This is a genomic window from Kaistia dalseonensis, assembly GCF_030814715.1.
GTDB lineage: Bacteria > Pseudomonadota > Alphaproteobacteria > Rhizobiales > Kaistiaceae > Kaistia > Kaistia dalseonensis.
On sequence record NZ_JAUSVO010000006.1, the window covers coordinates 406,694 to 432,473 of the forward strand.

The window sequence follows — 25,780 nt, forward strand, 5'->3', positions numbered from 1 at the left end:
GCATCCCCGGCCGGCACCGCCCCGCCTTGAACGGCAGGGCCGGCGCGGCGCCGGGCGATCAGCCCTGCTCGGGCAGCGCGTCCTCGCCCTTGCGGGCGCGGATCATGTTCACGAAGCGCGTGAAGAGATAGTGGCTGTCGCGCGGACCGGGCGAGGCCTCGGGATGATACTGGACCGAGAAGATCGGCTTGTCCTTGACCTTGAGCCCGCAATTGGAGCCGTCGAACAGCGAGACGTGCGTCTCCTCGACCGTTCCCGGCAACGAGGCGGAATCGACCGCGAAGCCGTGGTTCATCGAGGTGATCTCGACCTTGCCCGTGGTCAGGTCCTTGACCGGATGATTGGCGCCATGGTGGCCCTGGTGCATCTTCCGCGTCTCGCCGCCGAGCGCGATGCCCAGCATCTGGTGGCCGAGGCAGATGCCGAAGAGCGGCACATCGGCCGCGATGACCTCCCTGATGGCCGGCACGGCATATTCTCCGGTCGCCGCCGGATCGCCCGGACCATTGGAGAGGAAGACGCCATCGGGCTTATGCGCCAGGATTTCCTCGCCCGTGGCCGTCGCCGGCAGCACGGTGACTTCGCAGCCCGCATCGGCGAGCAGGCGCAGGATGTTGCGCTTGATGCCGTAATCGATCGCCACGACCTTGTGGACGGGCGTCGTCTCGCGGCCATAGCCCTTGCCCCAGACCCACGGCGTCTCGTCCCAGCGGAAGGTCTGTCCGGTGGTGACGTCAGGCGCGAGATCCATGCCGACGAGGCCCGGCCAGGAAGCGGCCTCGGCCTTGAGCGCGGCGGTGTCGAAATCGCCGTCCGGCGCGTGCGCGATCACGGCGTTGGGCATGCCCCTGGCGCGGATGAGCGCGGTCAGCGCGCGCGTATCGACGCCCGAAATGCCGATGATGCCGCGTGCCTTGAGCCAGGCGTCGAAATTCCTCAGCGCCCGGTAGTTGGACGGATCGGTGATGTCGGTCTTGATCACGCAGCCCCGCACGCCGGAGGCGGAGGCCATGTTGACCGTCTCGATATCCTCGTCATTCGTGCCGACATTGCCGATATGCGGGAAGGTGAAGGTGATGATCTGCCCGGCATAGGACGGGTCCGTCAGGATCTCCTGATAGCCCGTCATCGCGGTGTTGAAGCAGACCTCGCCGACGGCCCGGCCGGTGGCCCCGATGCCTCGGCCTTCGATCACGGTCCCGTCGGCCAGCACCAGAAGCGCGGTCGGCTTCGGTTCTGCCCAGGCGTTGTCGTCCGTGATCGCATCGGTCAGCATTGTGTCGGCCATGATTGATCCGCAAATCTCAGGTGAACGGGTATAATCCGTACGGATATGGTGACGTACGCGCGCGAAAAAACGCGGCGGATCATCACAATCCACCGCCCGTCACCGTTCGGCGCGGAACCTAGGCCAAGCGAACCGCGCCGTCAACCCGGCAGCTGAAATTAAAGACGAGCATTTTCAATGCGTTAGATGATTGAGACTTGAACGTCACGGGCGCGCCACCTATGGTGCGCCGGCTTTTCGAGGAGAAGAACATGCGCGACCGGATCAATGCCGACCTCAAGACCGCGACGCTGGCGCGCGACAAGCAGCGCACGGGCGCCCTGCGCCTGATCTCCGCCGCGATCAAGGATCGCGACATCGTCGCCCGCGGCGCCGGCACCAATGCGGCGAGCGATACCGAGCTTCTCGACCTGCTCGCCAAGATGGTCAAGCAGCGTGCGGAATCGGCCAAGATCTATATCGACGCCGGCCGGCCCGAACTCGCGGAGCAGGAACAGGCGGAAATCGCCATCATCGAGGAATACCTGCCCAGGCAATTGAGCGAGGACGACGTGAAGGCGGCGATCGCCACGGTCATGGCCGAAGTCGGCGCCTCCGGCATCAAGGACATGGGCAAGGTCATGACCGAGATGAAGGCGCGCTATGCCGGCCAGATGGATTTCGGCAAGGCGAGCGCGGCGATCAAGGCGGCGCTGACGAGCTAGGAGCAGCACGATGGAACTGCCGCCGGCGCTCCGGCAAGCGGTCGACGCAGCGCTCGAGGGCAGCGCGACGGCCGCCCTCGCCGAGGCGGCGGACCGCCTGTCGCGGCGCTATCGCGCGGAAGTCCGCGACGGCCAGTTCCACGTCTCCGAGGACAATGCGGCGCGCGCCTATCTCGCGACGCGCATGCCCGCCACCTATGCCGCGATCCGCGCCGCGCTGGAGGCCGTCATCGTTGCCCTCCCCGATTTCGCGCCCGCGAGCCTGCTCGATCTCGGCGCCGGACCCGGCACGGCCTTCTGGGCGGCACGCAATGCCTGGCCTTCGATCGACGACGCCGAGATGATCGAGGGCAGCGCCACCATGCGGCGCTGGGGCGAACGGCTCGCGGAGGCCGCCGGCCCCGGGCGCTTCGCATGGCGATCGGCCGATTTCACCACGAGGGCGCCGACCTTCGCGCCGCATGACATCGTCACCATCGGCTATGTGCTGGACGAGCTCGCGCCCGACGCCCGCGCCGGCCTCGTCGAGGCCGCATGGCGGGCCACGACGGGCGTGCTGCTGATCGTCGAGCCCGGCACACCGGCCGGATGGCGCCGCATTCTCGACGCGCGGACATGGCTGATTTCGGCGGGCGCACAGCTTGTCGCCCCCTGCGCCCATGACGCGCCCTGCCCGATCGTCGAGCCCGACTGGTGCCATTTCTCGCGCCGCGTCGCCCGCAGCCGCACGCATCTGCGCGGCAAGAACGCCGTCGTGCCGTTCGAGGACGAGAAATTCATCTATGTCGCGGCAACCCGCCAACCGGTCGCGACACGCCCCGCCCGCATCCTCGCGCCGCCGCGCCAGGCGAGCGGCCGCGTCACGCTGAAGCTCTGCGAGCCGGCAGGGACAGCGGCGGAACGATTGATCTCGCGCCGCGATGGCGAACTCTACAAGACGGCCCGCCGCCTCGACTGGGGCGATGCGATCGAGGCATAGCGGGATGCATGCCGGATCGGGCGGGATGCTCAACCGGCCAAGGTCAATCGGCAGAGATCAACCGGCTTTGCGCTTCTGCTCCATGTAGCTGCGCAGCACGGCATTGATCCGCGTCTGGTAGCCGGGGCCGGCCTCCTTGAAGAAATCGAGCACGTCCTGATCGACCCGGATCGAGATCGCCGTCTTTTCGGCGGGAATGACTACCTCGAGTGTCGACCAGTCGATGTCGCCATCGCCATCCTCGATGGCCTGACGCTCGATCTCTTCCTCGGTTACGGCGTCGAGGCGAACGAGATCCGTCTGGCCAGGCCCCATCGCGTCCAGCTCATCCTCCGAATAGCGAACGATATGCTCTTTCTTCGCCGGGACGCGCGCGGCGCGCCGAGATGATCCGAATGACATTATCAACCTCCGTATAGACGACAGAGAAGAGTCGGCCTTCATATGGCCCGACACGCTGCCAGCGTCGTTCATCATTGCGATCGGAGCGCCATCGCACCACGCCCACGTGCCAGAGCTTTCTCATGTCACGAAAGTCGACGTTGCGGTCTGCCAGGGTCCTCAGACGTTTGGCTTCATCCCATTCGAATTCGAGCTTCCGGTCGGAAGCATGCAGGATTTCAGGGCCGTCTCCGGTCAAAATGACCTCCAAGATGGCCGCACGTCCTGCGCGGGCAGTTTCAGACTGAGAAACACCTAGCACGAAAGACGAAAGAAGCCAAGGCGCGTATATACAAATCGATATACGAATGACCTGTCATTCGCTCCACACCAGCCGTTGTGGGATAACTCGCCGCTTTCCTTTGCCCTCGCCCCCTCCGCGTCCTACATTGGAGGGTCATCACCCAGCCTGGATGCCATGCGCTTCTCACCGTCCTTCCTCGATGAAATCCGTGCGCGCCTGCCGCTCTCGTCGATCGTCGGGCGGCGGGTGACGTGGGACCGCAGGAAGACACAGGCGGTCAAGGGTGATTTCTGGGCCTGCTGCCCATTCCATGGCGAGAAATCGCCGTCCTTCCACGCCGATGATCGCAAGGGCCGCTATCACTGCTTCGGCTGCGGCGAATCAGGCGACCATTTCACCTTCCTGACCAAGATCGAGGGCCTCTCCTTCCCCGAGGCTGTCGAGCGGCTGGCCGGCGAGGCCGGATTGCCGATGCCGGCGCGCGACGCCCGCGCGGAGGAAGAGGACAAGAAGCGCGCTTCGCTGCACGAGGTGATGGAGCTCGCCTGCCGCTATTTCGAGGAGGGGCTGCAATCGCGCGACGGGGCGCAGGCGCGCGGCTATCTGAACGGACGCGCGCTCGGCCCGGATATCCAGCGCCGCTTCCGCCTCGGCTATGCCCGCTCGAGCCGTAATGCGCTCAAGGAATATCTGGCCGCCAAAGGCGTGCCGCATGAGGACATGGTCGCGACCGGCCTGCTGATTTCGGGCGAGGATATTCCCGTCTCCTATGACCGATTCCGCGACCGCGTGATGTTCCCGATCACCGATTTTCGCGGCCGGATCGTCGCCTTTGGCGGGCGGGCGCTGTCGCCCGACGTGCCGGCCAAATATCTGAATTCGCCCGAGACCGTGCTCTTCAAGAAGGGCGACCTGCTCTATAACGGCTTCGAAGCGCGCAAGGCCGTCCAGGCGGCCGGCACGCTCATCGTCGTCGAGGGCTATGTCGACGTCATCGCCATGGTGACCGGCGGCTTCCCGCACACGGTCGCGCCGCTCGGCACGGCGCTGACGGAACACCAGCTCGACCTGCTCTGGCGCCTTACGCCCGAACCGATCCTCTGCTTCGACGGCGACAAGGCCGGCCTTCGCGCCGCCTATCGCGCGGTCGATCTGGCGCTCCCCGCCTTGAAGCCCGGCAAGACCGTGCGCTTCGCCCTCCTGCCCGAAGGCCAGGATCCCGACGATCTCATTCGTCAGTCCGGGCGCGAAGCGATGGGCCAGATCATCGCCGCGTCGCGACCCATGGTCGAGATGATCTGGACGCGCGAGACGGAAGGCGGCGTGTTCGAGACGCCGGAGCGGCGTGCCGCGCTCGAAGCGCGGCTGCGCGATATCGCCCGCACCGTCGGCGAGGAAACGGTGCGCCGCTATTACGAACAGGCGCTTTCAGAGCGGGTCCGCGACTTCTTCGGCGGCGGTGCGCAGGGCCGCCAGGGTGGCCAGCGCCGCATGGAACGCCGATTCGGCGGACGCCAGCAGGCCGATCGCCCCGACGCGCCGCGCTATGTGCCGACCTATCGTACGCAGTCGACCCAGGTCTCGTCCAAGCTGCAACAGACCAAGATCCGACCGGCCGCGGGCCCCCGGGAAACCGTGCTGGTCATGACGATGGTGAACCATCCGGCACTCATCGCCGACCATTTCGACGCGCTCGCCGAAATCGAGCTAACGAATCACGAGCTTGACTCTCTTCGTGCGCAAATCCTAGAGATTGCCGCCGATGAGCCCCATATAGACGTGGACGCTTTGAGGTATCGACTCGTCGGCGCGAACTTTGGCGATTTGGTGGATCGTTTGAACCTGCAGATCAAGCTGGCCAGAAACTGGCAGGCGAGCGCGGACGCATCCGAACAGGACGCGCTCGATGGATGGTTGCAGGCACTGACCTTGCATAGGAAGGCGCGCACTTTACATAAGGAACTCAAGGATGCGGAGGCTGCACTTGCCTCGGACCCGAGCGACGCCAATCTGGCGCATCTGGTCGACATCCAGAACCAATTGGCAAATAGCGATGGTACCGAGGCTCTGATCGAGGGCTTCGGCGCCACTTCCGGCCGGCGATTGAGGACGATGTAGGGTCGTCGAACGCGGCGGCCAAAAGGCTTGGGCAACCCGGAAAGGTTAGTTGGGCCTTAAGGGACGAAGTCTATTTCTCGGGTGTGATTCGCGGCGGAGCAACGTTCCGGCCGCGCTGGGATTGATCGGTGGGGTTTGTGCGCGACGGGCGTGTCCGTCTGGCGCGACGCTCCCACCAAGGCGGAGAAGAGCATGGCGACGAAAGTTCAGGAAAACGACGAGGCTCAAGAAGCGCAGGCCGAACCGCAGGACGGCCCGCTTCTGGACCTCTCGGATGCCGCCGTCAAGCGGATGATCAAGAGCGCCAAGAAGCGCGGCTTTGTCACCTATGAAGAGCTGAATTCCGTCCTGCCGTCGGAAGAAGTCACGTCTGAGCAGATCGAGGATATCCTCGCCATGCTCTCCGAGATGGGCATCAACGTCATCGAGGCCGACGAGGCGGAAGAGGCGGAAGAGCCAGCCGCGGCCGATGACGAGGAAAGCGGCGAGCTGACCGAATCAACCGGTACGGCGGTTGCCCGTGCGACGACGGCGAAGGAGCCGACGGACCGCACGGACGACCCCGTGCGCATGTATCTGCGCGAAATGGGCTCGGTCGAGCTCTTGTCGCGCGAAGGCGAAATCGCGATCGCCAAGCGCATCGAGGCCGGCCGCGAGGCCATGATCGCAGGCCTCTGCGAAAGCCCCCTCACCTTCCAGGCCATCATCATCTGGAAGGACGAGCTCGCCGAAGGCAAGATCCTGCTGCGCGACATCATCGACCTCGAGGCGACCTATGCCGGCCCGGACGCGAAGAACGCGCCGATCGCCGGTCCGGGTGGCGTGCCGTTTGGCGAAGAGGACGAAGAGGCCGAGCCGCCGATCCCCGTCGAGGGTGAAGGCGAAGGCGACGACGAAGACGACATGGAAAACAACATGTCGCTCGCCGCGATGGAGGCCGAGCTGAAGCCGAAGGTCGTCGAAACCTTCGAGAACGTCGCCGAGAACTACAAGAAGCTGCGCCGCCTGCAGGACCAGCTCGTCGAGGGCCGCCTCAAGAACGAGACGCTGTCGCCCTCCCAGGAGCGCCGCTACAAGAAGCTCAAGGACGACCTGATCCTCGAGGTCAAGTCGCTCTCGCTGAACCAGCACCGCATCGATTCGCTGGTCGAGCAGCTCTACGACATCAACAAGAAGCTGATGAGCTCCGAGGGGCGCCTGCTGCGCCTCGCCGAGAGCTACCGTGTCTCGCGCGAGGAATTCCTGCGCGAATATCAGGGTTCGGAACTCGATCCGCACTGGTTGCGCCGTGTCGCCAATCTCGGCGGCCGCGGCTGGAAGGACTTCGTCACCAACGGCAAGGACAAGATCCGCGACCTGCGCGGCGAGATCCAGAACCTCGCCACCGAGACGGGCCTCGAGATCGTCGAATATCGCCGCATCGTGCACATGGTGCAGAAGGGCGAGAAGGAAGCACGCCAGGCCAAGAAGGAAATGGTCGAGGCGAACCTCCGCCTCGTGATTTCGATCGCCAAGAAGTATACGAACCGCGGCCTGCAGTTCCTCGACCTGATCCAGGAAGGCAATATCGGCCTGATGAAGGCCGTCGATAAGTTCGAGTATCGCCGCGGCTACAAGTTCTCGACCTATGCGACATGGTGGATCCGCCAGGCGATTACGCGCTCGATCGCCGACCAGGCCCGCACGATCCGCATTCCGGTGCACATGATCGAGACGATCAACAAGATCGTCCGCACCTCGCGGCAGATGCTGCACGAGATCGGCCGCGAGCCAACCCCGGAAGAGCTGGCCGAGAAGCTCGCCATGCCGCTCGAAAAGGTCCGCAAGGTCCTGAAGATCGCCAAGGAGCCGATCTCGCTCGAAACGCCGATCGGCGACGAGGAGGATTCGCATCTCGGTGATTTCATCGAGGACAAGATGGCGATCCTGCCGATCGACGCGGCGATCCAGTCGAACCTGCGCGAGACCACGACGCGCGTGCTCGCCTCGCTCACCCCGCGTGAAGAGCGCGTGCTGCGCATGCGCTTCGGCATCGGCATGAACACCGACCATACGCTGGAAGAAGTCGGCCAGCAGTTCAGCGTGACGCGCGAGCGTATTCGCCAGATCGAGGCCAAGGCGCTCCGGAAGCTGAAGCATCCGAGCCGCTCGCGGAAGCTCAGGAGCTTCCTCGACAACTAGGACGATCCCCACCCGAAAACGCCGGCCTCGAGCCGGCGTTTTCACGTCCGGACCCAGTTGTCGGACGATCGCGCGATCAGTGGCCATCAGGCGCCCCCGCGGCACATCCCCCGCGCTCGCCCATCATCGATCTTGTCGCTATATTGGCGCGATGAACATTCGCTCGCTCATCGGCACGGACGATCTGCCCCGCCGCACCTTCACGGTCGCCGAGGTTGAGCGCATGGGCGAGGTCGGGCTGATCCGCGACGATGAACGTGTCGAGCTGATCGGGGGAGAGCTCGTTCCGATGAACGCCAAGGGCAGCCGGCATGAAACGCTCAAGCTCGAAATCATGCTGCGCTGGGGCGATCAACGTCCGCCATCGCACGCCTTCATCCCCGAAACGACGCTGCGCCTCGCTCCGGACACCTTTCTCGAACCGGACTTCCTCGTCTTCGCACGCGAGACCGCTCTTCGTGATCTCGGCGCGGACACGGTCTTGCTCGCCGTCGAGATTTCGGACAGTTCGCTGGGCTTCGATCTGGGCGTCAAATCGCTGATCTATGCCCATTTCGGCATTCGGGAGCTGTGGGTGATCGATGTCATGGGCATGGTGATCCACGTCCATCGCGATCCGGCCGGCGATCGCTATCGCTCGATCACCCCCTGGCACATCGACGACCTCGTGGTTCCCGCCTTTGCGCCCAGCGCCTTTGCGCTCCGCCTCGCCGATCTCCATATCGGCGAATAGGGACGGCGGCGCCTCGATGGCGCTTCGGGCGGACAGCGGCTAGTTTCGCCCCGAATCATCTGTTCGATCGACGAAAGGCACGCACATGGTCTCATTCCTGAAGAAGCTCTTCGGTGGCGGCGGCGAAGCGGCGAGCGGCGAGGACAAGGGCTCGGCGGCCGAAGCGGTCGAATATAAGGGCCACACGATCCGCCCCGCGCCGATGAAGGCCGGCAGCCAGTTCCAGACCGCCGGCTTCATCGAGAAGACCATCGACGGCACGCTGAAATCCTATCGCTTCGTGCGGGTGGACAAGCATGCGAGCCGCGAGGACGCGGTCACGCTGATCATCATCAAGGGCCACCAGATCATCGACGAACAGGGCGACCGCATCTACGACGCCCAATAGGCAGGATGCCGGCCGTTCCGCCGGCAAGCCGACCGAGATCAAAAGACCGGCCACGCTCTTGTGCGGCCGGTCTTTTCTCGTCTGGGCCTATTGCGGCGCCGCGCAGCTGCCGTTGGCCTGCGGCTGGGTACCTTCCGGGCAACCCTGCGGCGCGGACGGCGGCGCCGGCTGAGGCTCGGCCTGCTGCGGCGGCGCCGCCTCGGGCTGAGGCTGTGGTGCCGGCGCTTCCTGCCGCGGGGGTGCAGGCTCCGGGGCCGGTGCAGGCGGTTCAGGCTGCGGCTGAGGCGCCTGCGGCTCCGGCTGCGGTGCAGGCTCCTTCGGCGCGGGCGCGGGCTCGGCCGGTGGCGCCTGCGGCGCGGGCTGCTGCTGTGGCGGCTGCTGCTCCTCAGGCTGCGGACGCTTCTTGCGCGGACGCTCCGGCTGTTCGGCCGGCGGCTGCTCGGCCTGCGGTGCCGGTGCGGCCTCGGGCGGTTGAGGCGCGACAGGCGCAGGCTGCTCGGGCTGCGGCGGCGGTGCCGGCTCCTCGGCTTGCGGGCGCTTCTTGCCGGGACGCTGTGGTGGCTCTGCCGGCGGCTGCTCGGCTTGGGGCGCAGGTGCGGCCTCGGCCGGCGGCGCCTGTGGCTCGGCTTGCGGCTGCGGCGCCGGCGCCTCGCGCTGCGGGCGTTTCTTGCCCGGACGCTGCGCCGGCTGTTCGGCCTGAGGCGGCGTTGCTTCAGCCGGTGCCGGCTCGGCGGGCGGCGGCACGGCTGCAGGCGGCGTCTCCTGAGCCGGGGGCTGAGCAGGCGGCGCCGGCTCGGCGGGCGCCTGCGGCTGATCAGGACGCGGCGCATCGGGCTTCGGCCGCCCCTTGCCCGGACGATCGCCTTCGGGCGCGGGATTGACCGCCGGCGGCGGGGCTGCCTGCTCGGGCTGCGGCGCAGGACGCGCCGGCTCGGGCTGGGGCTGCGGTGCCGGATTGGCAGGCTCAGGCGCCGGAGGGGCGGTCTGGGCTGGCGGTGGCGTCTGGGCCGGAGCGGGCGTCTGCGCTGGCGGCGGCGTCTGGGCCGGTGCCGGCGGCGTGGCGTCGATCTTCTTCAGTACTTCGTCGGCCTTGGCAGCGCGTTCCTGGCGGACACGCTCCTGCTCGGCCTGGCGCGCCGCAGCGGCCTTCTGGCTGGCGGCATCCAACTCGGCCCGACGGCTGTCGGCGGCGCGGCGCTGCTCATCGACCGTCGCGGCCTTCTCGGCATTCAGCCGCTGGATCTCCGCCTGCATGCGATCGGGCTGCGCCTGGTCGCGATCACGGCGGATATCGCGCCGCTCGCCCGAATCGAGCACGGACAGGAGCGCGGCCGAAAGCAGGCCGGCGGCGTCGGGCTGAGCCGGCACATATTGATGGATCAGCGTACGATCATCGCGCGGCACGTCACGCTCGAAGCGCTGCGGCCGCCCGTCGAACGGCTCGCCGTCGATGCGCGGGCGGAACACCCCGATGCGCCCGCCGCGATCGTCCTGGAAGATATCGTCCTGATTGTCGACATAGACGATCTGGCGCGAGGGGCGATCGGGACGGCCGACCGGATCGTTGAAATAGCGACCATCCTGGAGTTCGGGGCGCCGCACATCGCGGGCACGGCCGAAATAATCGCCGATCTCGTCGGCCGGCGCGGCGCGACGGCCGACATCGGGATCGCCGAAATAGCGGTCGTCGACGAAGACCCAGCTTTCGGCGACCGGCGCCTCGTAGCGGCGCGGCTTGCCATAGGCATAGCCCGGACGATCCGGCGCGATCGGCGCCCAGCCGACGGAGCCGCCGCCGACGCGGAACGTCACCCAGGCCGGCGACCATGTATCGCCGGGAATCCAGTACCAGCCGAAATCGGGATCATAATCCCAGCGGCCGTAATGATAGGTCGCCCAGCCGAACGGCTCGGCCGATTCCCAGTACCAGCCATAATCGTCGGTCCAGACCCACTGGCCCTCCTGATAGGGCCGCCATCCGGCGCCGCGCCGCTTGGGCACGAACACATAGCCATAGTCCTGGCTCGCCACCCAATTGCCGTAGGGCGCCAGTTCGTCGAAGAAATAGCCGACATCGCCGGTCGGGCCGCGGGCCGGCGGGCGGGTCGAAACCGGCTGCGGACGGGGCGCGGCGACGACGGGCCGCGGACGCGGCTTCGGCGGAGCCACCGCCGGGCGCGCATCGGCGACGACGGCCTGCGCGTTCGCGGTCGCGGCCGCCTGGTCGTAGCCATCGCCATCCGTGGTGTTGGCGGGATCGGTCGGGTCAGGCGTCACAGCCACGGCCGGTGCCGGTGCCGGCGCACCCTTCGGTTTCAGCTCGATCGAATAGGGCACCTCGACGACGCCCGTGACCACGGCGGCACTCGCCACGACCACGCCGCCGACGACGGCCGCTCCAACCAGACCCCAAACATTCATTCTCGACCGTCCTCATGTCCCAGGGCAGCTATCGGCGCGACAGGCGGCCGACCGATGTCCCGATGCCCGGCAAATCCGCGATTCGTCCTATCTCAACGCCAAAAAGCGGCGGCGCAGAGGCCCGACCAAGGCGGTTCCGGGTCGAACGCCGCCACGATCGTGCGTGGCTCATCGCCTTGCGCGCCTGAACGTTCCCTGAACGGCGCAGAAAAGCACGCGACGTTGGCGGGGTTGGCGGCCGTCGCCAAGGATGCCATCTTCGCGCCGACAAGACGATGAAGGCGAGGAAACAGGCCGATGAAGGCTTTGAAGACGGCATGGCGGGCAGCGCTGATCCTCTCGCGCGCGGCGCTGATTCTCGCGCTCGCCCCGCTGGTCCTGGCCGCGCCGGCCCTTCTGCGCGCGGCGCCCGCCCTCGCCCAGAGCCTGCAACTCGGACCCTACAAGGATAATCTCTTCAAATATCCCGGCATTCTGGAGACGCGCGACGATGGCGATTTCATCGTCGTCGACTATGACAAGATGCGCGACATCCACCAGCGCGACGAGGTGCCCGAGCGCAAGGTGAAGTGGAACTATGTCTCGACCGGCGTGAACTGGTCGCAGGGGCATTACGATTACACCGGCGGCAATGGGCGCAAGCTGCGCTATGTCGGCGTCGGCGCGGTCAACAAGCGCGCATCGATGATCGTCGTCTTCCTGCACGGGCAGAACGGCACCCGCTTCCTCGGCGCCGACGACTGGTCCTTCGGCGGTAATTTCAACCGCATCAAGAACCTGGTCGTGAATGCGGGCGGCGTCTATCTCTCGCCCGATTTCACCGATTTCGAGGATAAGGGCGCGGCCGACGTCAAGGCGCTGATGATGAGCTATGCGCAGAAATCGCCGGGTGCGCCGGTGTTCCTCGCCTGCGGCTCGTTCGGCGGCAATGTCTGCTGGAAGCTCATGGAAGATCCGCAGATCAACGCGATGCTGTCGGGCATGCTGCTGATGGGTTCGCTCGACGACCCCGCCTTTTTCGGCAATCCGGCGATGAAGCCCGGCGGACGCCGCATCCCGCTCTATTTTGGCCATGGCAGCGACGACAACGTCTTCGACTGGAAGGCGCAGGCTTCGTTCTACGACACGATCCGCAAGCAGGCGCCCGGCTATCCGACCAAGTTCGTGCTGTTCAACACCGGCTCGCACGGCACGCCGATCCGCATGACCGACTGGCGCGGCGTGATCAACTGGATGCTGCGCGTGGACGGCCGCTGAAGCATCGCACCGGCGCCGACCTGGCAGAATGGCCATACCCAACGACCGGAAGAGCCTCCTGGCGGCGATCGAGACCAGTTTCGCCAAGCTCATGGATGTGCTCGAAGCGATTCCGCCCGGCCGGATCGACGAGGCCACCATGGAGGGCCACAGCGTCGGCGCACGGATGAGCGTGCGCGATGCCGTGGCCTATCTGATCGGCTGGAATGAGCTGGTGCTCAAATGGCATGTCCGACAACAGGCAGGACAGGCGGTGGACTTCCCGGAAACGGGCTATGGCTGGAATGAACTCGGGCGCCTCGCCGAGAAGTTCTACCGCGACTATGAATCCCTGCCGTATCCCGAACTCATCGAACGGCTCCAGCGGGCGAAGGTCGGGGTCGTGGCCCTCGTCGCGGCGCAATCCGATGACGCGCTTTACGGCGAGCCCTGGTACGGCAAGTGGCCGCTCGGGCGGATGATCCAGTTCAACACGGCATCGCCCTATGCCAATACGCGGGCAAGGCTGCAGAAATGGCGGAAGGCAAACGGCCTCACCGGCCTTCGCCGCGATCCGCCCGCCCCGGGCGCGTGAGCGCCTCCCGCAGTTCGTCCTCCGCCATATGCTGCTGCAGCGATCCCTCGATCCGGTCGAGGATCGTCTTCAGTTCGCCGGTGCGCATCTGCTCGAGCTTCTCGTGCAGCGACATGATCTCCAGCTCGGCCTTCAGGTTGACCTCATAATCGTGCTGCGCCGCCAGCCGGTCCTTATCCGCCTGCCGGTTCTGCGACATCATGATGACCGGCGCCTGGATCGCCGCCACCATGGAGAGCACGAGGTTCAGGAAGATGAACGGATAGGCGTCGAAGGGCGAGCCCCAGCGCACGAGCACCACGGCGTTCAGCAGTACCCAGGCGACGATGACAACGCCGAAGCCGATGATGAAGGTCCAGGAGCCGCCGAACTCGGCGACACGGTCCGACAACCGCTCGCCGAAGGTCAGCTGCTGATCGAACTCGGTGTTGATGTCGCGCGCGACATGGCGCTGAGCCAACTTCTGCAGCAGCTTGCGGTCGCGCGTGGTCATGTCTTTCACGCCGTCGGCGAGCAGGCGCTCCGCGAGCCCCCGAATAGCATCATCCGAACCCATGGATCAGGCGCCGCCTGCGAAGGTGTTGCACTGGCGTATATCGCCGGTCTGGTAGCCGCGCTTGAACCAGCCGCTGCGCTGGGCCGAGGTCCCGTGCGTGAAGCTGTCGGGCACGACATAGCCCTGGCTGCGCTTCTGGATCGCATCGTCGCCGATCTGCGTCGCCGCATTCAGCGCCTCGTCGATATCGCCCTCCTCGAGCATGCCCTTCTGGTCGGTCTTGTTGGCCCAGACGCCGGCATAGCAATCCGCCTGCAGCTCGACCTTGACCGACATGGCGTTGGCGTCGGCCGGGCTCATCTGCTGGCGCATCTGGTTGAACTTGGGCAGCACGCCGGTCAGATCCTGTACGTGATGGCCGACCTCATGCGCGATCACATAGGCCTGCGCGAAATCGCCCGACGCGCCGAAGCGGTTCTTGAGCTCGTCATAGAAGGCCAAGTCGATATAGACCTTCTTGTCGACGGGGCAATAGAACGGGCCGGACGCCGCGCTCGCCGAGCCACAGGCCGAGCGGGTCGCGCCGGAGAAGAGCACCAGCGGCGTCGGCGTATAGGTCTCGCCCTCGGCCTTGAAGATATCGGTCCAGACATCCTCCGTGCTGCCAAGAACCTTGGCGACGAAGATGCGCCCGGGATCCTCGGCACCGGCATTGTTGGCCGAACTGCTCGTTCGTGGCGATGGCGTCGACTGGTCGTAGCCTGAATCGATCGAGCCGCCGCCGGTCATCATGGCGAGCATCTGGATCGGATTGATGCCGAAGACGAGCCAGCCTATGCCGACGATCGCGGCCAGCACCACGAGCGACTTGCCGCGCAGCGGAATGCCGCCGCCCCCAAGGCCGATCGGCCGTCCACCCATGCCGCCGAGACCGCCCGAACCTTCGCCGCGACGATCCTCGACGTTGTTGCTCTCCCGCTGTCCGCCGAGCCGCATGGTTCATTCTCCTCTTCGCCAGGCCCTGCACGGCCGAAACATTGACCCGATTTCCAGCCGCGCCTGCCCCGCCGGTTTGTACCACGGCGCTGATCGGCCCGCAGCACCGCCGCAAACGACGGCCGCGCCGATCCGTTCCGGCTATCCCGGATAGTCTGCCTCCGCCCTGCCCTGCCACCTCTGCCACAAGGGGTTCCCCCTCGGGGTCTTTTCCCCTATAAGGCCGCTCTAGCCTGAACGCCCCCTGCTTGACGCCCCGCACGGCCTGCCGCGACGGGGTTTTGCCACGCGCGAGACCAAATTGCCGAAACGTACAGATATCAAGTCGATCCTCATCATCGGAGCCGGCCCCATCATCATCGGGCAGGCCTGCGAGTTCGATTATTCCGGCACACAGGCCTGCAAGGCGCTCAAGGACGAGGGCTACCGAATCATCCTCGTGAACTCCAATCCGGCGACGATCATGACCGATCCGGATCTGGCGCACGCGACCTATATCGAGCCGATCACGCCGGAGATCGTCGCCAAGATCATCGAGAAGGAGCGCCCCGACGCGCTGCTGCCGACGATGGGTGGCCAGACGGCGCTCAACACCGCGCTGTCGCTCAAGAAGATGGGCGTGCTCGACAAGTACAATGTCGAGATGATCGGCGCGACCGCGCATGCGATCGACAAGGCCGAGGATCGCCAGCTCTTCCGCGATGCGATGACCAAGATCGGGCTGGAGACGCCGCGCTCGCGCCTCGCCCATTCGCTCGCCGAAGCGCTGCCGGCGCTCGATGCGATCGGCCTGCCCGCCATCATCCGCCCGTCCTTCACGCTCGGCGGCACCGGCGGCGGCATCGCCTATACGCGCGAGGAGTTCATCGAGATCGTCGAGCGCGGCGTCGACGCCTCGCCGACCAATGAGGTCCTGATCGAGGAGAGCGTCCTCGGCTGGAAGGAATATGAGATGGAGGTTGTCCGCGACAAGAAGGACAACTGCATCATCATCTGCTCGATCGAGAACATCGATCCGATGGGCGTCCATACCGGCGATTCGATCACCGTCGCGCCGGCGCTGACGCTCACCGACAAGGAATACCAGATCATGCGCGACGCATCGCTTGCGGTGCTGCGCGAGATCGGCGTCGAAACCGGCGGCTCGAACGTGCAGTTCGCGGTCAATCCGGAAGATGGCCGGCTGATCGTCATCGAGATGAACCCGCGCGTCTCGCGCTCCTCCGCGCTCGCCTCCAAGGCGACCGGCTTCCCGATCGCCAAGGTCGCGGCGAAGCTCGCTGTCGGCTACACGCTCGACGAGCTCGAGAACGACATCACGGGCGGCGCCACCCCGGCCTCGTTCGAGCCGACGATCGACTATGTCGTCACCAAGATCCCGCGCTTCGCCTTCGAGAAGTTCCCCGGCGCCTCCCCCATCCTGACCACCGCGATGAAGTCGGTCGGCGAGGTGATGGCGATCGGCCGCACCTTCCAGGAATCGCTGCAGAAGGCGCTGCGCGGCCTGGAGACGGGCCTTTCCGGTCTCGACGAGGTCGAGATCCCCGGCCTCGGCCAGGGCGATGATCGCAACGCCATCCGCGCCGCGCTCGGCACGCCGACGCCCGACCGGCTGCTCAAGGCCGCCCAGGCGCTCCGGCTCGGTATCTCCGTCGAGCAGGTGCATGAGAGCTGCAAGATCGACCCGTGGTTCCTGCGCGAGATCAAGGGCCTCATCGACACCGAGCTCAAGGTGCGCATGCACGGCCTCCCCAAGACGGCCGGCTCGTTCCGCCGCCTGAAGGCGATGGGCTTCTCCGACCAGCGGCTCGCGAGCCTCTCCGGCAAGACCGAGAGCGACGTCACCGCGATCCGCAGCAGCCTCGATGTTCATCCGGTCTACAAGCGGATCGATACCTGCGCGGCCGAATTCGCCTCGCCCACGCCCTATATGTACTCGACCTACGAGACGCCCTTCATCGGCGCGCCGGTGAGCGAGGCCGAGCCGTCGGACGCGAAGAAAGTCATCATCCTGGGTGGCGGTCCGAACCGGATCGGCCAGGGCATCGAGTTCGATTATTGCTGCTGCCATGCCGCCTTCGCGTTGCGCGATGCCGGCTATGAAGCGATCATGATCAACTGCAATCCCGAGACGGTCTCGACCGACTACGACACGTCGGACCGGCTCTATTTCGAGCCGCTGACGGCCGAGGACGTGCTGGAGATCATTCGCGTCGAGCAGTCGAAGGGCACGCTGCACGGCGTGATCGTGCAGTTCGGCGGCCAAACGCCGCTGAAGCTCGCCGGCGCGCTGGAAGCAGCCGGCGTGCCGATCCTCGGCACTTCGCCGGACGCGATCGACCTCGCCGAGGACCGCGACCGCTTCTCGAAGCTCCTGGTGAAGCTCGGCATCCGCCAGCCGAAGAACGGCATCGCCTATTCGGTGGAGCAGGCGCGCCTCGTGGTGGCCGATCTCGGCTATCCGCTCGTCGTGCGCCCGTCCTATGTGCTCGGCGGCCGCGCCATGCAGGTGATCCGCGAGGACGAGACGCTGTCGGACTACCTGCTCGGCACGCTGCCGGAGCTGGTGCCCTCGGACGTCAAGGCACGCTATCCGAACGACAAGACCGGCCAGATCAACACGCTGCTCGGCAAGAACCCGCTGCTGTTCGACCGCTACCTCTCCGACGCGATCGAGGTCGATGTCGACGCGCTCTGCGACGGCAAGACGGTGTTCGTCGCCGGCATCATGGAGCATATCGAGGAGGCCGGCATCCATTCGGGCGACTCGGCCTGCTCGCTGCCGCCGCACTCGCTCTCGGCCGGCCAGTTGGCCGAGCTCGAGGCGCAGACCGCCAAGCTCGCCCTGGCGCTCAAGGTCGGCGGCCTGATGAACGTGCAGTACGCGATCAAGGACGGCGAGATCTACGTGCTCGAAGTGAACCCGCGCGCCTCCCGCACGGTGCCCTTCGTCGCCAAGACGATCGGCACGCCGATCGCCAAGATCGCGGCGCGGGTCATGGCCGGCGAAAGCCTCGAGAGCTTCGGCCTGAAGGCGACCAAGCGCGACCATATCGCCGTCAAGGAAGCCGTGTTCCCGTTTGCCCGCTTCCCCGGCGTCGATACGCTGCTCGGGCCGGAGATGCGTTCGACCGGCGAGGTCATGGGCCTCGATCGCGACTATGCCATCGCCTTCGCCAAGAGCCAGCTCGGCGCCGGCAGCGCGCTGCCGGTCTCGGGAACGGTGTTCGTCTCGATGCGCGACGCCGACAAGGCCGGCATCGTCGAGCCGATGCGCCGCCTGCACGCGCTCGGCTTCAGGATCATCGGCACCAGCGGCACGCAGCGCTTCCTGACGGACGAGGGCATTCCCTGCGCCAAGATCAACAAGGTGCTGGAAGGTCGTCCGCACATCGTCGACGCGATCAAGAACGGCGAGGTGCAGCTGGTCTTCAACACCACCGAGGGCGCCCGCGCGCTCGGCGACAGCCGCGCCATGCGCCGCGCGGCCCTGCTGCACAAGGTGCCCTACTATACGACGCTCTCCGGAGCGATCGCGGCCTCGCTCGGCATCGAGGCCTATGCGACCGGCGTTCTTGAAGTGCGGCCGCTGCAGGCTTATTTCACCGCGGCCTGACGCCCGGCGACCGCCTCATCACGGGCCGGCAACCGGCCCGTGATCACCTCTTGCGCTTCCGGCGAGGGTAGACGACACTCTTTCGCTGCCTTTCTCTCCGGAGAGGCAGGAGACGCGGTCGCTCGAAGCGGCGCCGCGCTCACCACGTCGCAGTCGCGATTCATGTCAGGGGGCTGGCCCCAGCGGGACCGGCACCGTGAATTATTGTGTCCTCGCGGTCTCTGCGAGGACCAAGAAACGAAGAAAAGGTTTGGAAGACCATGGAAAAGGTTCCTATGACCACGCGTGGTCATGCGGCTCTCGAAGTGGAGCTGAAGCGTCTCACGTCCGAAGAGCGCCCGCGCATCATCGCAGCGATCTCGGAAGCGCGGGCCCATGGCGACCTCTCGGAAAACGCCGAATATCACTCCGCCAAGGAAGCGCAGAGCCACAATGAGGGCCGGATCGCCGAATTGGAGGACAAGCTCTCGCGTGCCGAGATCATCGATGTGTCCAAGCTCTCGGGCAAGACGGTCAAGTTCGGCGCCACGGTGAAGCTCATCGACGAGGACACCGAGGAAGAGAAGGTTTACCAGATCGTCGGTGACCTCGAAGCCGATGTCCGCTCGGGCCGCATCTCGATCTCCTCGCCGATCGCCCGTGCGCTGATTGGCAAGTCCGCCGGCGACACCGTCGCGGTGAGTGCGCCCGGCGGCGAGCGCTCCTATGAGATCCTGGAGGTCGGCTTCCGCTAGGAAGCCGCATCCGGCTTGACCAGGGCCGTCCCGCATATCGCCCTTCTGCGCGCGATCAATGTGGGCGGCTCCGGCAAGGTCGGCATGGCGGAGCTGCGCGCGCTCTTCGAGGCACAGGGCTTCCAGGACGTCGCCACGCTGCTGCAGACGGGCAATATCGTCTTCACCGGCCCGGACGCGCCTGACCAAGACCTTGAAAAGAAGCTCGAGGCCGCCGCGCGCGAGGCGCTCGGCCTCGACACGGATGTTCTGGTGCGCTCGGGCGGCGAATGGGCCGAACTGATCGCGGCCAATCCGTTTCCACAAGAGGCGAAGGACGACCCGTCTCATCTGATCGCCCTGCTGCTCAAGACGGCACCTGAACCCGACACCATCGAGGCGCTTCGCGCCGCCATCAAGGGCCGCGAGCCGGCCGAACTGGTCGGACGGACGCTCTACGCCGCCTATCCCGACGGCATCGGCCGATCAAAGCTCACCACTGCCGTGATCGAGCGAAAGCTCGGCACGCGGGCCACCGGCCGGAACTGGAATACGGTCTTGAAGATCGGCGCGATGGTAGGGGCTTAAGGGCCCGCGCTCGCTCGTGTTGCGCACAGCGCTATGCCACGCTCCGCTTAACCCGCCCCTTGCGGGCGGGTCAAAACCGCCCTTGCGGTTTTGGGGCGGGGTCGCTGTGCGCGGGGACGGACACAGATTTGTCAGGAAAGTAGCACTTGCCAGTCAGCACGCCTCGGCTTCGCCAAGGCTAACCCCGCCCCGAAAGTGCTCCGCACTTTCGACCCGCCCGCAAGGGGCGGGTTAAGGAAGAGGCACGCCTTCCCGACGCCGCGCGAGCCCCTACCCGATCGGAACCAGCGGCTCGTCCTTGACGCGGCGGATGGTCAGCGACGTGCGCACGCTCGCGACATTTGCCGCCCCGGTCAGTTCCTCGATGAAGGCCTGGAAGGCGCGCAGGCTCGGCGCCACGCATTTCATGATGAAATCAGCTTCGCCCGACAGCATGTAGCATTCGCGGACGATCGACCAACCCTTGACCCGCTCGACGAAGCCGTTGAGGTCGACCTCCGCCTGGCTGGAGAGCCCGACCATGGCGAAAACGGTGACGTCATAGCCGAGTGCCTTCTCGTCAACGAGGGCGCGATAGCCCTCGATGATGCCGGCCTCCTCGAGCGCCCGCATGCGCCTCAGGCAGGGTGGCGCCGAGATGCCGACGCGACGCGCCAGCTCCACATTGGTGATGCGTCCGTCGGCCTGCAATTCCTTGAGGATCTTCCAGTCGATGGCGTCGAGATGGGCTTTCACGCGTCTGGCCTCGAGCCTGTACCGGGAAGGGAAAGAAAGATCATCGACGGCTCATTTCGATTCTGTCCGAAGCGCCATGATTCGGAAACAATTGTTGGTGAGAACACACAAGATCGCATGGCTCGCAACCTTGCATGCATAATGCACAACCCTCTAAAGTCTCAGGTCTTCAAAAACCTGCGACTCGCACCCATCTCAGGCCCATCATGCAGCACGCAAAACTCATCATCGTCGGTTCTGGCCCTGCCGGATACACCGCCGCGATCTATGCGGCGCGCGCCATGCTGGAGCCGATGCTCATCGCCGGCGTCCAGCCGGGCGGTCAGCTCACCATTACCACCGATGTCGAGAATTATCCCGGCTTCGCCGATGTGATCCAGGGCCCCTGGCTCATGGAGCAGATGCGCGCGCAGGCCGAGCATGTCGGCACGAAGATGGTCAGCGACCACATCATCGAAGCGGACCTGTCGCAGCGCCCCTTCGTGCTGAAGGGCGATTCCGGCGAGACCTACACCGCCGATACGCTCATCATCGCGACAGGCGCCCAGGCGCGCTGGCTCGGCATCGAGAGCGAGGAGAAGTTCAAGGGCTTCGGTGTCTCTGCCTGCGCCACCTGTGATGGCTTCTTCTATCGCGGCAAGGAAGTCTATGTCGTCGGCGGCGGCAATACGGCCGTCGAAGAGGCCCTCTACCTCGCCCATATCGCCAAGAAGGTCACGATCGTCCATCGCCGCGACCATTTCCGCGCCGAGCGCATCCTGCAGAACCGCCTGCTCTCCCGCGACAATGTCGAGGTGATCTGGGACAGCGTGATCGAGGAAGTGACCGGCAAGGGCGGGTTCCCGCCGGCGGTCACCGGCCTCAAGATCCGCAATGTCGTGACCGGCACCGTGACGGAGAAGCCGACCGACGGCGTGTTCGTGGCGATCGGCCATGCGCCGGCGACCGAACTCGTCCGCGGCCAGCTGCAGCTGAAGCCATCCGGCTATATCTGGACGGCGCCCGATTCGACCGCGACCAACATTCCGGGCGTGTTCGCGGCTGGCGACGTCACCGACGAGATTTTCCGCCAGGCCGTCACGGCGGCGGGACAGGGCTGCATGGCGGCGCTTGAGGCCGAGCGCTGGCTTGCCGTGAATCCGGTTGCCGACATGTCGGCCGTCGAGGCCGTGGCGGCCGAGTAGACGTGAGAAGCGGCGAAGCCGAGGGGGAGCGGCCTCACCATGGATTGGGACAAGCTTAGGATATTCCACGCAGCAGCGCAGGCGGGATCGTTCACCCATGCCGGCGAGGCGCTCAACATGAGCCAGTCGGCGGTAAGCCGGCAGGTGAGCGCGCTCGAACAGGATCTGGGCGTTCCCCTCTTCCACCGCCACGCGCGCGGCCTGATCCTCTCCGAACAGGGCGAACTGCTCTATCGCACGTCGCAGGACGTGATGATGAAGCTCGAAGGCGTGCGCATCCGCCTGACCGACTCGCGCGAGAAGCCGACCGGCACGCTGCGCATCACCACCACCGTCGCCCTTGGCTCGACCTGGCTCACCGAGCGGCTGAACGAATTCGTCGACCTGCATCCCGAGGTCAATCTGCACCTGATCCTCGACGATCAGGAACTCGATTTGACCATGCGCCAGGCCGATGTGGCGATCCGCCTGCGCCAGCCCGTGCAGCCGGACCTGATCCAGCGCCGGCTGTTCACGACGCACTATCACGTCTATGCCGCGCCCGAATATGTCGCCCGCTTTGGCAAGCCCGAGACGCTGGACGACCTCGACAAGCACCGCATCGTCACCTTCGGCGTGCCCGTGCCGCCGAACATACGCGACGTGAACTGGCTAGAGATCGCCGGCCGCTCGACGGATAATCCGCGCGAGCCGATCGTGCGCATCAACAATATCTACGCCATCAAGGCGGCCGTCGAACGCGGCACCGGCATCGCGATCCTGCCCGATTACATGATCGGGGATGATTCCAAGCTGGTGAAGCTGATGCCCGACGCGCAGGTTCCGAGCTTCCCGACCTATTTCTGCTATCCGGCGGAACTGAAGAATTCGGCCCGCGTCACCGCCTTCCGCGACTTCATGCTCGCCAAGGCGCAGAACTGGCAATTCTGACGGCACGCGTCGTAACTGCCCAAAAAATCACCGCATGAACATGGTTCATGCTGCACCGCAAACAAGCGGTGATTTCGGTTATTTCAATTTTTTGCTATTTTCGGCCGATTATCGTGCGTTCGTTTTCTATCCGACGGCATATCAGGCACGGAATCAGAAAAAATTTCTCAAAATTAAGAATGCATTTCGACATGTCGAAAATGCATAGCTGCGATGCACTCATGCCGGTTGTTTAGGCAGGCTGATCATTCCATATACGGACCAGTTGATGCGTCGGGCCGGAAGCTTTCTCCTCCCTGCCTCTGGTTCGGCCTCAGCTGTTCCCCTCTGGAAGGTGTTTGCTGCGCATTTCCCTGCCGCAGCAACAAAGACTCGCCGGGCCTCGCAAGAGTGCCCGGCCTTTTCTTTTCTGGGGTGGCGGTTCCCGAATTCAGTGTGTGGCTAAGGCCCAACAAACTGGCTCCGTCCAAACCCTCCCCTTGAGGGAGGGTCAAAACCGCGAAGCGGTTTTGGGGAGGGGGCGCCATGCTGGCGCTCGATCGGATGCGTCGCCGAATAGGTAAACACGCTTTGGCTTCGCCAAAGCTACCCCCTCCCCGAAAACGCTTTGCGTTTTCGACCCTCCCTCAAGGGGAGGGTTTGGGCTCAGCCCTTCAAGCGAGTCTTCGAACCGGGCCAACCGCCACTCACATATAGAGCGGCTCCTTCTCCATGCCCTTGTAGATCCCCGCCACGAACTCGCCATAGCCGTTGAAGAGCTGTGTCGGGATGCGGTCATTGGTGCCGATGACCTGCTCGGTCGCCTGGCTCCAGCGCGGATGCGGTACTTCGGGGTTCACATTGGCCCAGAAGCCATATTCCGAGGATTGCAACTGCTGCCAGAAATTGAGCGGTTGCTCCTCGACGAAGGAAATCTTGACGATCGACTTGATGGATTTGAAGCCGTATTTCCACGGCGTATGCAGGCGGATCGGCGCGCCCATTTGTTTCAGAAGCGGCTTGCCGTAAACCCCCGTCACCATGAAGGCGAGTTCGTTCGTCGCCTCGGCCATGCTCAAGCCCTCGACATAGGGCCAGGGATAGAAGGGCTGGTTCTGGCCCGGCGCCATGTCCGGGTCCATGAAGGTCTCCATGCGGATATATTTCGCGCCCGAAAGCGGCTTCGCATAGGCGACGAGGTCGGCGAGCGGGAAGCCCGTCCACGGCACCGTCATCGACCAGGCCTCGACGCAGCGATGGCGATAGACGCGCTCCTCGAGCTTCATCACCTTCAGCAGATCGTCGATGCCGACCGTCTTCGGCTGTTCGACCATGCCCTCGAAGGCGATCGTCCAGGGCCGGATCTTCAGCGCCTGCGCGGCATCGGCCAAGTCCTTGTCGGTGCTGTATTCGTAGAAATTGTTGTAGTGTGCGTTGATGTCCTCCGGCGTGATCGGCCGGCCGGCGACGAAACGGTCATTGCGCTTGGCGGGATAGAGGCCGGCGCTCGGATCATCATCCGCGCGCGCCATTCCCGGGAGGCTGGCGGCGATGAGGCCGAGGCCGCTTGCGGCCAAGATCTCGCGGCGATTGAGGAACACCGCCTCCGGCGTGACGCGGCTCTCGGGTATCTCCCAGCCACGCGTTTTCTTGATCAGCATGCGTCTCTCCGCATTCGCTTTCGGTGAACCCTGTCGCAGCTAGAGCTAGGTGTCGATCGGCTCGCGTCAAATCAATTCGCCGTGGCGCCCGTGCAGGATCGTGCTTCCCCGAAACCGGGCACGGGGAGCCGGGTTTTCCTTGCCATCCCCCTTCGCGCGCACTAGGTTCCGCGCCGCACAAATCCTGTGCGAAACCTGCCCATCCGGAGCCCGAAAAATGGCCTTCCTTGCCGATAGCCTCGCCCGCATCAAGCCGTCCGCGACCATTGCCGTCACGAACAAGGCTCGCGAGCTGAAAGCGGCCGGCCGGGACGTCATCGGCCTCGGTGCCGGCGAGCCCGATTTCGACACGCCCGACAACATCAAGGAAGCGGCGATCGCCGCGATCCGCGAGGGCAAGACCAAGTATACCGCCGTCGACGGCATTCCCGAGCTGAAGGCCGCGATCATCGCGAAGTTCAAGCGCGAGAACAACCTGACTTACACGCCGAACCAGATCACGGTCGGAACCGGCGGCAAGCAGGTGCTCTACAACGCGCTGATGGCGACGCTGAACCCCGGCGACGAGGTCATCATCCCGGCGCCCTACTGGGTCTCCTATCCGGAGATCGTGGCGCTCGGCGGCGGCACGCCGGTCGAGATCGTCGGGCCGCAGGAGCAGGGCTTCAAGATCAACGCCGCCGCGCTCGAAGCCGCGATCACGCCGAAGACCAAGTGGCTGATCCTGAACTCGCCGTCGAACCCGACGGGCGCGGGCTATACGCGCACCGAATTGCGCGCGCTCGCCGACGTGCTGCTCAGGCATCCGCAGGTCTGGATCATGACCGACGACATGTACGAGCATCTCGTCTTCGACGGCTTCGAGTTCGCGACCATCGCCGAAGTCGAGCCGAAGCTGTTCGACCGCACGCTGACCGTGAACGGCGTCTCCAAGGCCTATGCCATGACCGGCTGGCGCATCGGCTATGCCGGCGGCCCAGCGGAACTGATCAAGGCGATCGGCACGATCCAGTCGCAGTCGACCTCGAACCCCTCCTCCATCTCGCAATGGGCGGCGGTCGAGGCGCTGAACGGTCCGCAGGACTACATCCCGAAGAATGCCGAGATCTTCAAGAAGCGTCGCGACCTCGTCGTCTCGATGCTGAATCAGGCGAAGGGCATCGTCTGCCCGAACCCGGAAGGCGCGTTCTACGTGTTCCCCTCCTGCGCCGGCACGCTCGGCAAGACCACGCCGGGCGGCAAGCTGCTGAAGACCGACGAGGATTTCGTCACCGCGCTCCTCGAAGAAGAAGGCGTGGCGGTCGTCCAGGGTTCGGCGTTCGGCCTCGCGCCCCATTTCCGCATTTCCTACGCGACCTCGACGGAAGCGCTGGAAGAAGCCTGCACCCGCATCCAGCGCTTCTGCGGCAATCTGCGGTAGCCTCCCCCGTCTGTCAGCGCCTCGGAGGCTCCCTCCTGACTTTCGCCGGGGACGCCCCCTCCCTAACCCTCCCCCGCAAGCGGGAGAGGGGATGGACCAGAGCAGCCCGATGGCCTGCCCCAATCCTGATGAAG

22 protein-coding genes are annotated in these 25,780 nt (G+C 65.3%); 14 read left to right on the forward strand and 8 right to left on the reverse strand.

Annotation, left to right across the window (positions count from 1 at the left end; genetic code table 11):
* Positions 1-58: 58 nt before the first annotated feature.
* Entirely contained in the window at positions 59-1,288 is a 1,230-nt protein-coding gene (carA, locus tag QO014_RS21375; RefSeq protein WP_266350777.1) for a glutamine-hydrolyzing carbamoyl-phosphate synthase small subunit, read from the reverse strand.
* A 251-nt stretch (positions 1,289-1,539) separates the two neighbouring features.
* On the opposite strand from carA, the gene QO014_RS21380 reads away from it, so the two are divergent.
* Together QO014_RS21380 and QO014_RS21385 are read left to right on the forward strand one after the other, a co-directional pair.
* Positions 1,540-1,992 carry a GatB/YqeY domain-containing protein gene (locus QO014_RS21380; RefSeq protein WP_266350861.1) on the forward strand — a complete coding sequence of 151 codons (453 nt, stop codon included), beginning with the start codon at positions 1,540-1,542 and terminating at the stop codon, positions 1,990-1,992.
* Between the two features lie 10 nt (positions 1,993-2,002).
* Complete coding sequence (locus QO014_RS21385) at positions 2,003-2,971, forward strand: small ribosomal subunit Rsm22 family protein (RefSeq protein ID WP_266350778.1); 969 nt, start codon at positions 2,003-2,005, stop codon at positions 2,969-2,971.
* A gap of 57 nt (positions 2,972-3,028) precedes the next feature.
* Here QO014_RS21385 and QO014_RS21390 read toward each other — a convergent pair whose 3' ends face one another.
* Positions 3,029-3,373: a BrnA antitoxin family protein gene (locus tag QO014_RS21390; RefSeq protein ID WP_307258987.1), complete on the reverse strand. Its 345-nt coding sequence runs from the start codon at positions 3,371-3,373 to the stop codon at positions 3,029-3,031.
* Positions 3,297-3,497 (reverse strand): BrnT family toxin, encoded by a 201-nt coding sequence (locus tag QO014_RS24610; protein WP_370877194.1) that lies wholly within the window; start codon positions 3,495-3,497, stop codon positions 3,297-3,299. Before QO014_RS24610 ends, QO014_RS21390 begins: the two co-directional genes overlap by 77 nt.
* 333 nt (positions 3,498-3,830) lie before the next feature.
* Here QO014_RS24610 and dnaG point away from each other — a divergent pair, with 333 nt between their 5' ends.
* The 4 genes from dnaG to QO014_RS21410 all read left to right on the forward strand — a co-directional run bounded on the left by dnaG (position 3,831) and on the right by QO014_RS21410 (position 9,076).
* Positions 3,831-5,774, forward strand: coding sequence for a DNA primase (gene dnaG, locus QO014_RS21395; protein ID WP_266350779.1), 1,944 nt, complete (start codon positions 3,831-3,833; stop codon positions 5,772-5,774).
* A gap of 192 nt (positions 5,775-5,966) precedes the next feature.
* Positions 5,967-7,955, forward strand: coding sequence for an RNA polymerase sigma factor RpoD (gene rpoD, locus QO014_RS21400; RefSeq protein WP_266350780.1), 1,989 nt, complete (start codon positions 5,967-5,969; stop codon positions 7,953-7,955).
* 151 nt (positions 7,956-8,106) lie between these two features.
* Complete coding sequence (locus QO014_RS21405; protein ID WP_266350781.1) at positions 8,107-8,688, forward strand: Uma2 family endonuclease; 582 nt, start codon at positions 8,107-8,109, stop codon at positions 8,686-8,688.
* Positions 8,689-8,773: 85 nt separating this feature from the next.
* The gene (locus QO014_RS21410; protein ID WP_266350782.1) at positions 8,774-9,076 is read left to right on the forward strand and encodes an HlyU family transcriptional regulator; all 303 of its coding nucleotides are present in this window, start codon (positions 8,774-8,776) and stop codon (positions 9,074-9,076) included.
* Positions 9,077-9,163: 87 nt separating this feature from the next.
* Here QO014_RS21410 and QO014_RS21415 read toward each other — a convergent pair whose 3' ends face one another.
* A complete protein-coding gene (locus QO014_RS21415) occupies positions 9,164-11,497 on the reverse strand; it encodes a DUF6600 domain-containing protein (RefSeq protein ID WP_266350783.1) in 2,334 nt (777 codons plus the stop codon).
* Positions 11,498-11,794: 297 nt separating this feature from the next.
* Here QO014_RS21415 and QO014_RS21420 point away from each other — a divergent pair, with 297 nt between their 5' ends.
* On the forward strand, positions 11,795-12,754 hold the full coding sequence (locus QO014_RS21420) for an alpha/beta fold hydrolase (RefSeq protein WP_266350784.1): 960 nt from the start codon (positions 11,795-11,797) through the stop codon (positions 12,752-12,754).
* 28 nt (positions 12,755-12,782) lie between these two features.
* Positions 12,783-13,328 (forward strand): ClbS/DfsB family four-helix bundle protein, encoded by a 546-nt coding sequence (locus tag QO014_RS21425; protein WP_266350785.1) that lies wholly within the window; start codon positions 12,783-12,785, stop codon positions 13,326-13,328.
* Here the strand turns inward: QO014_RS21425 and QO014_RS21430 are convergent.
* Together QO014_RS21430 and ypfJ are read right to left on the reverse strand one after the other, a co-directional pair.
* Positions 13,288-13,884: a DUF1003 domain-containing protein gene (locus QO014_RS21430; RefSeq protein WP_266350786.1), complete on the reverse strand. Its 597-nt coding sequence runs from the start codon at positions 13,882-13,884 to the stop codon at positions 13,288-13,290. The genes QO014_RS21425 and QO014_RS21430 overlap by 41 nt on opposite strands.
* Positions 13,885-13,887: 3 nt before the next feature.
* On the reverse strand, positions 13,888-14,820 hold the full coding sequence (ypfJ, locus tag QO014_RS21435) for a KPN_02809 family neutral zinc metallopeptidase (RefSeq protein ID WP_266350787.1): 933 nt from the start codon (positions 14,818-14,820) through the stop codon (positions 13,888-13,890).
* A 301-nt stretch (positions 14,821-15,121) separates the two neighbouring features.
* Between ypfJ and carB the strand changes: the two genes are divergently transcribed.
* From carB to QO014_RS21450, 3 genes are all read left to right on the forward strand, one after another.
* The gene (carB, locus tag QO014_RS21440; protein WP_266350788.1) at positions 15,122-18,436 is read left to right on the forward strand and encodes a carbamoyl-phosphate synthase large subunit; all 3,315 of its coding nucleotides are present in this window, start codon (positions 15,122-15,124) and stop codon (positions 18,434-18,436) included.
* Positions 18,437-18,696: 260 nt separating this feature from the next.
* Positions 18,697-19,170: a transcription elongation factor GreA gene (gene greA / locus QO014_RS21445; protein WP_266350789.1), complete on the forward strand. Its 474-nt coding sequence runs from the start codon at positions 18,697-18,699 to the stop codon at positions 19,168-19,170.
* A gap of 15 nt (positions 19,171-19,185) precedes the next feature.
* Positions 19,186-19,737 carry a DUF1697 domain-containing protein gene (locus QO014_RS21450; protein WP_266350790.1) on the forward strand — a complete coding sequence of 184 codons (552 nt, stop codon included), beginning with the start codon at positions 19,186-19,188 and terminating at the stop codon, positions 19,735-19,737.
* A 270-nt stretch (positions 19,738-20,007) separates the two neighbouring features.
* Here QO014_RS21450 and QO014_RS21455 read toward each other — a convergent pair whose 3' ends face one another.
* Positions 20,008-20,472: an Lrp/AsnC family transcriptional regulator gene (locus QO014_RS21455; RefSeq protein ID WP_266350791.1), complete on the reverse strand. Its 465-nt coding sequence runs from the start codon at positions 20,470-20,472 to the stop codon at positions 20,008-20,010.
* 206 nt (positions 20,473-20,678) lie between these two features.
* Here QO014_RS21455 and trxB point away from each other — a divergent pair, with 206 nt between their 5' ends.
* Both trxB and QO014_RS21465 read left to right on the forward strand, forming a co-directional pair.
* Positions 20,679-21,656 (forward strand): thioredoxin-disulfide reductase, encoded by a 978-nt coding sequence (gene trxB / locus QO014_RS21460; RefSeq protein WP_266350792.1) that lies wholly within the window; start codon positions 20,679-20,681, stop codon positions 21,654-21,656.
* 39 nt (positions 21,657-21,695) lie between these two features.
* A complete protein-coding gene (locus tag QO014_RS21465) occupies positions 21,696-22,586 on the forward strand; it encodes a LysR family transcriptional regulator (protein ID WP_266350793.1) in 891 nt (296 codons plus the stop codon).
* A gap of 686 nt (positions 22,587-23,272) precedes the next feature.
* Here QO014_RS21465 and msrP read toward each other — a convergent pair.
* Positions 23,273-24,226 carry a protein-methionine-sulfoxide reductase catalytic subunit MsrP gene (gene msrP, locus QO014_RS21470; protein WP_266350794.1) on the reverse strand — a complete coding sequence of 318 codons (954 nt, stop codon included), beginning with the start codon at positions 24,224-24,226 and terminating at the stop codon, positions 23,273-23,275.
* 217 nt (positions 24,227-24,443) lie between these two features.
* Here msrP and QO014_RS21475 point away from each other — a divergent pair, with 217 nt between their 5' ends.
* The gene (locus tag QO014_RS21475; RefSeq protein ID WP_266350795.1) at positions 24,444-25,646 is read left to right on the forward strand and encodes a pyridoxal phosphate-dependent aminotransferase; all 1,203 of its coding nucleotides are present in this window, start codon (positions 24,444-24,446) and stop codon (positions 25,644-25,646) included.
* Positions 25,647-25,780 lie beyond the last annotated feature (134 nt).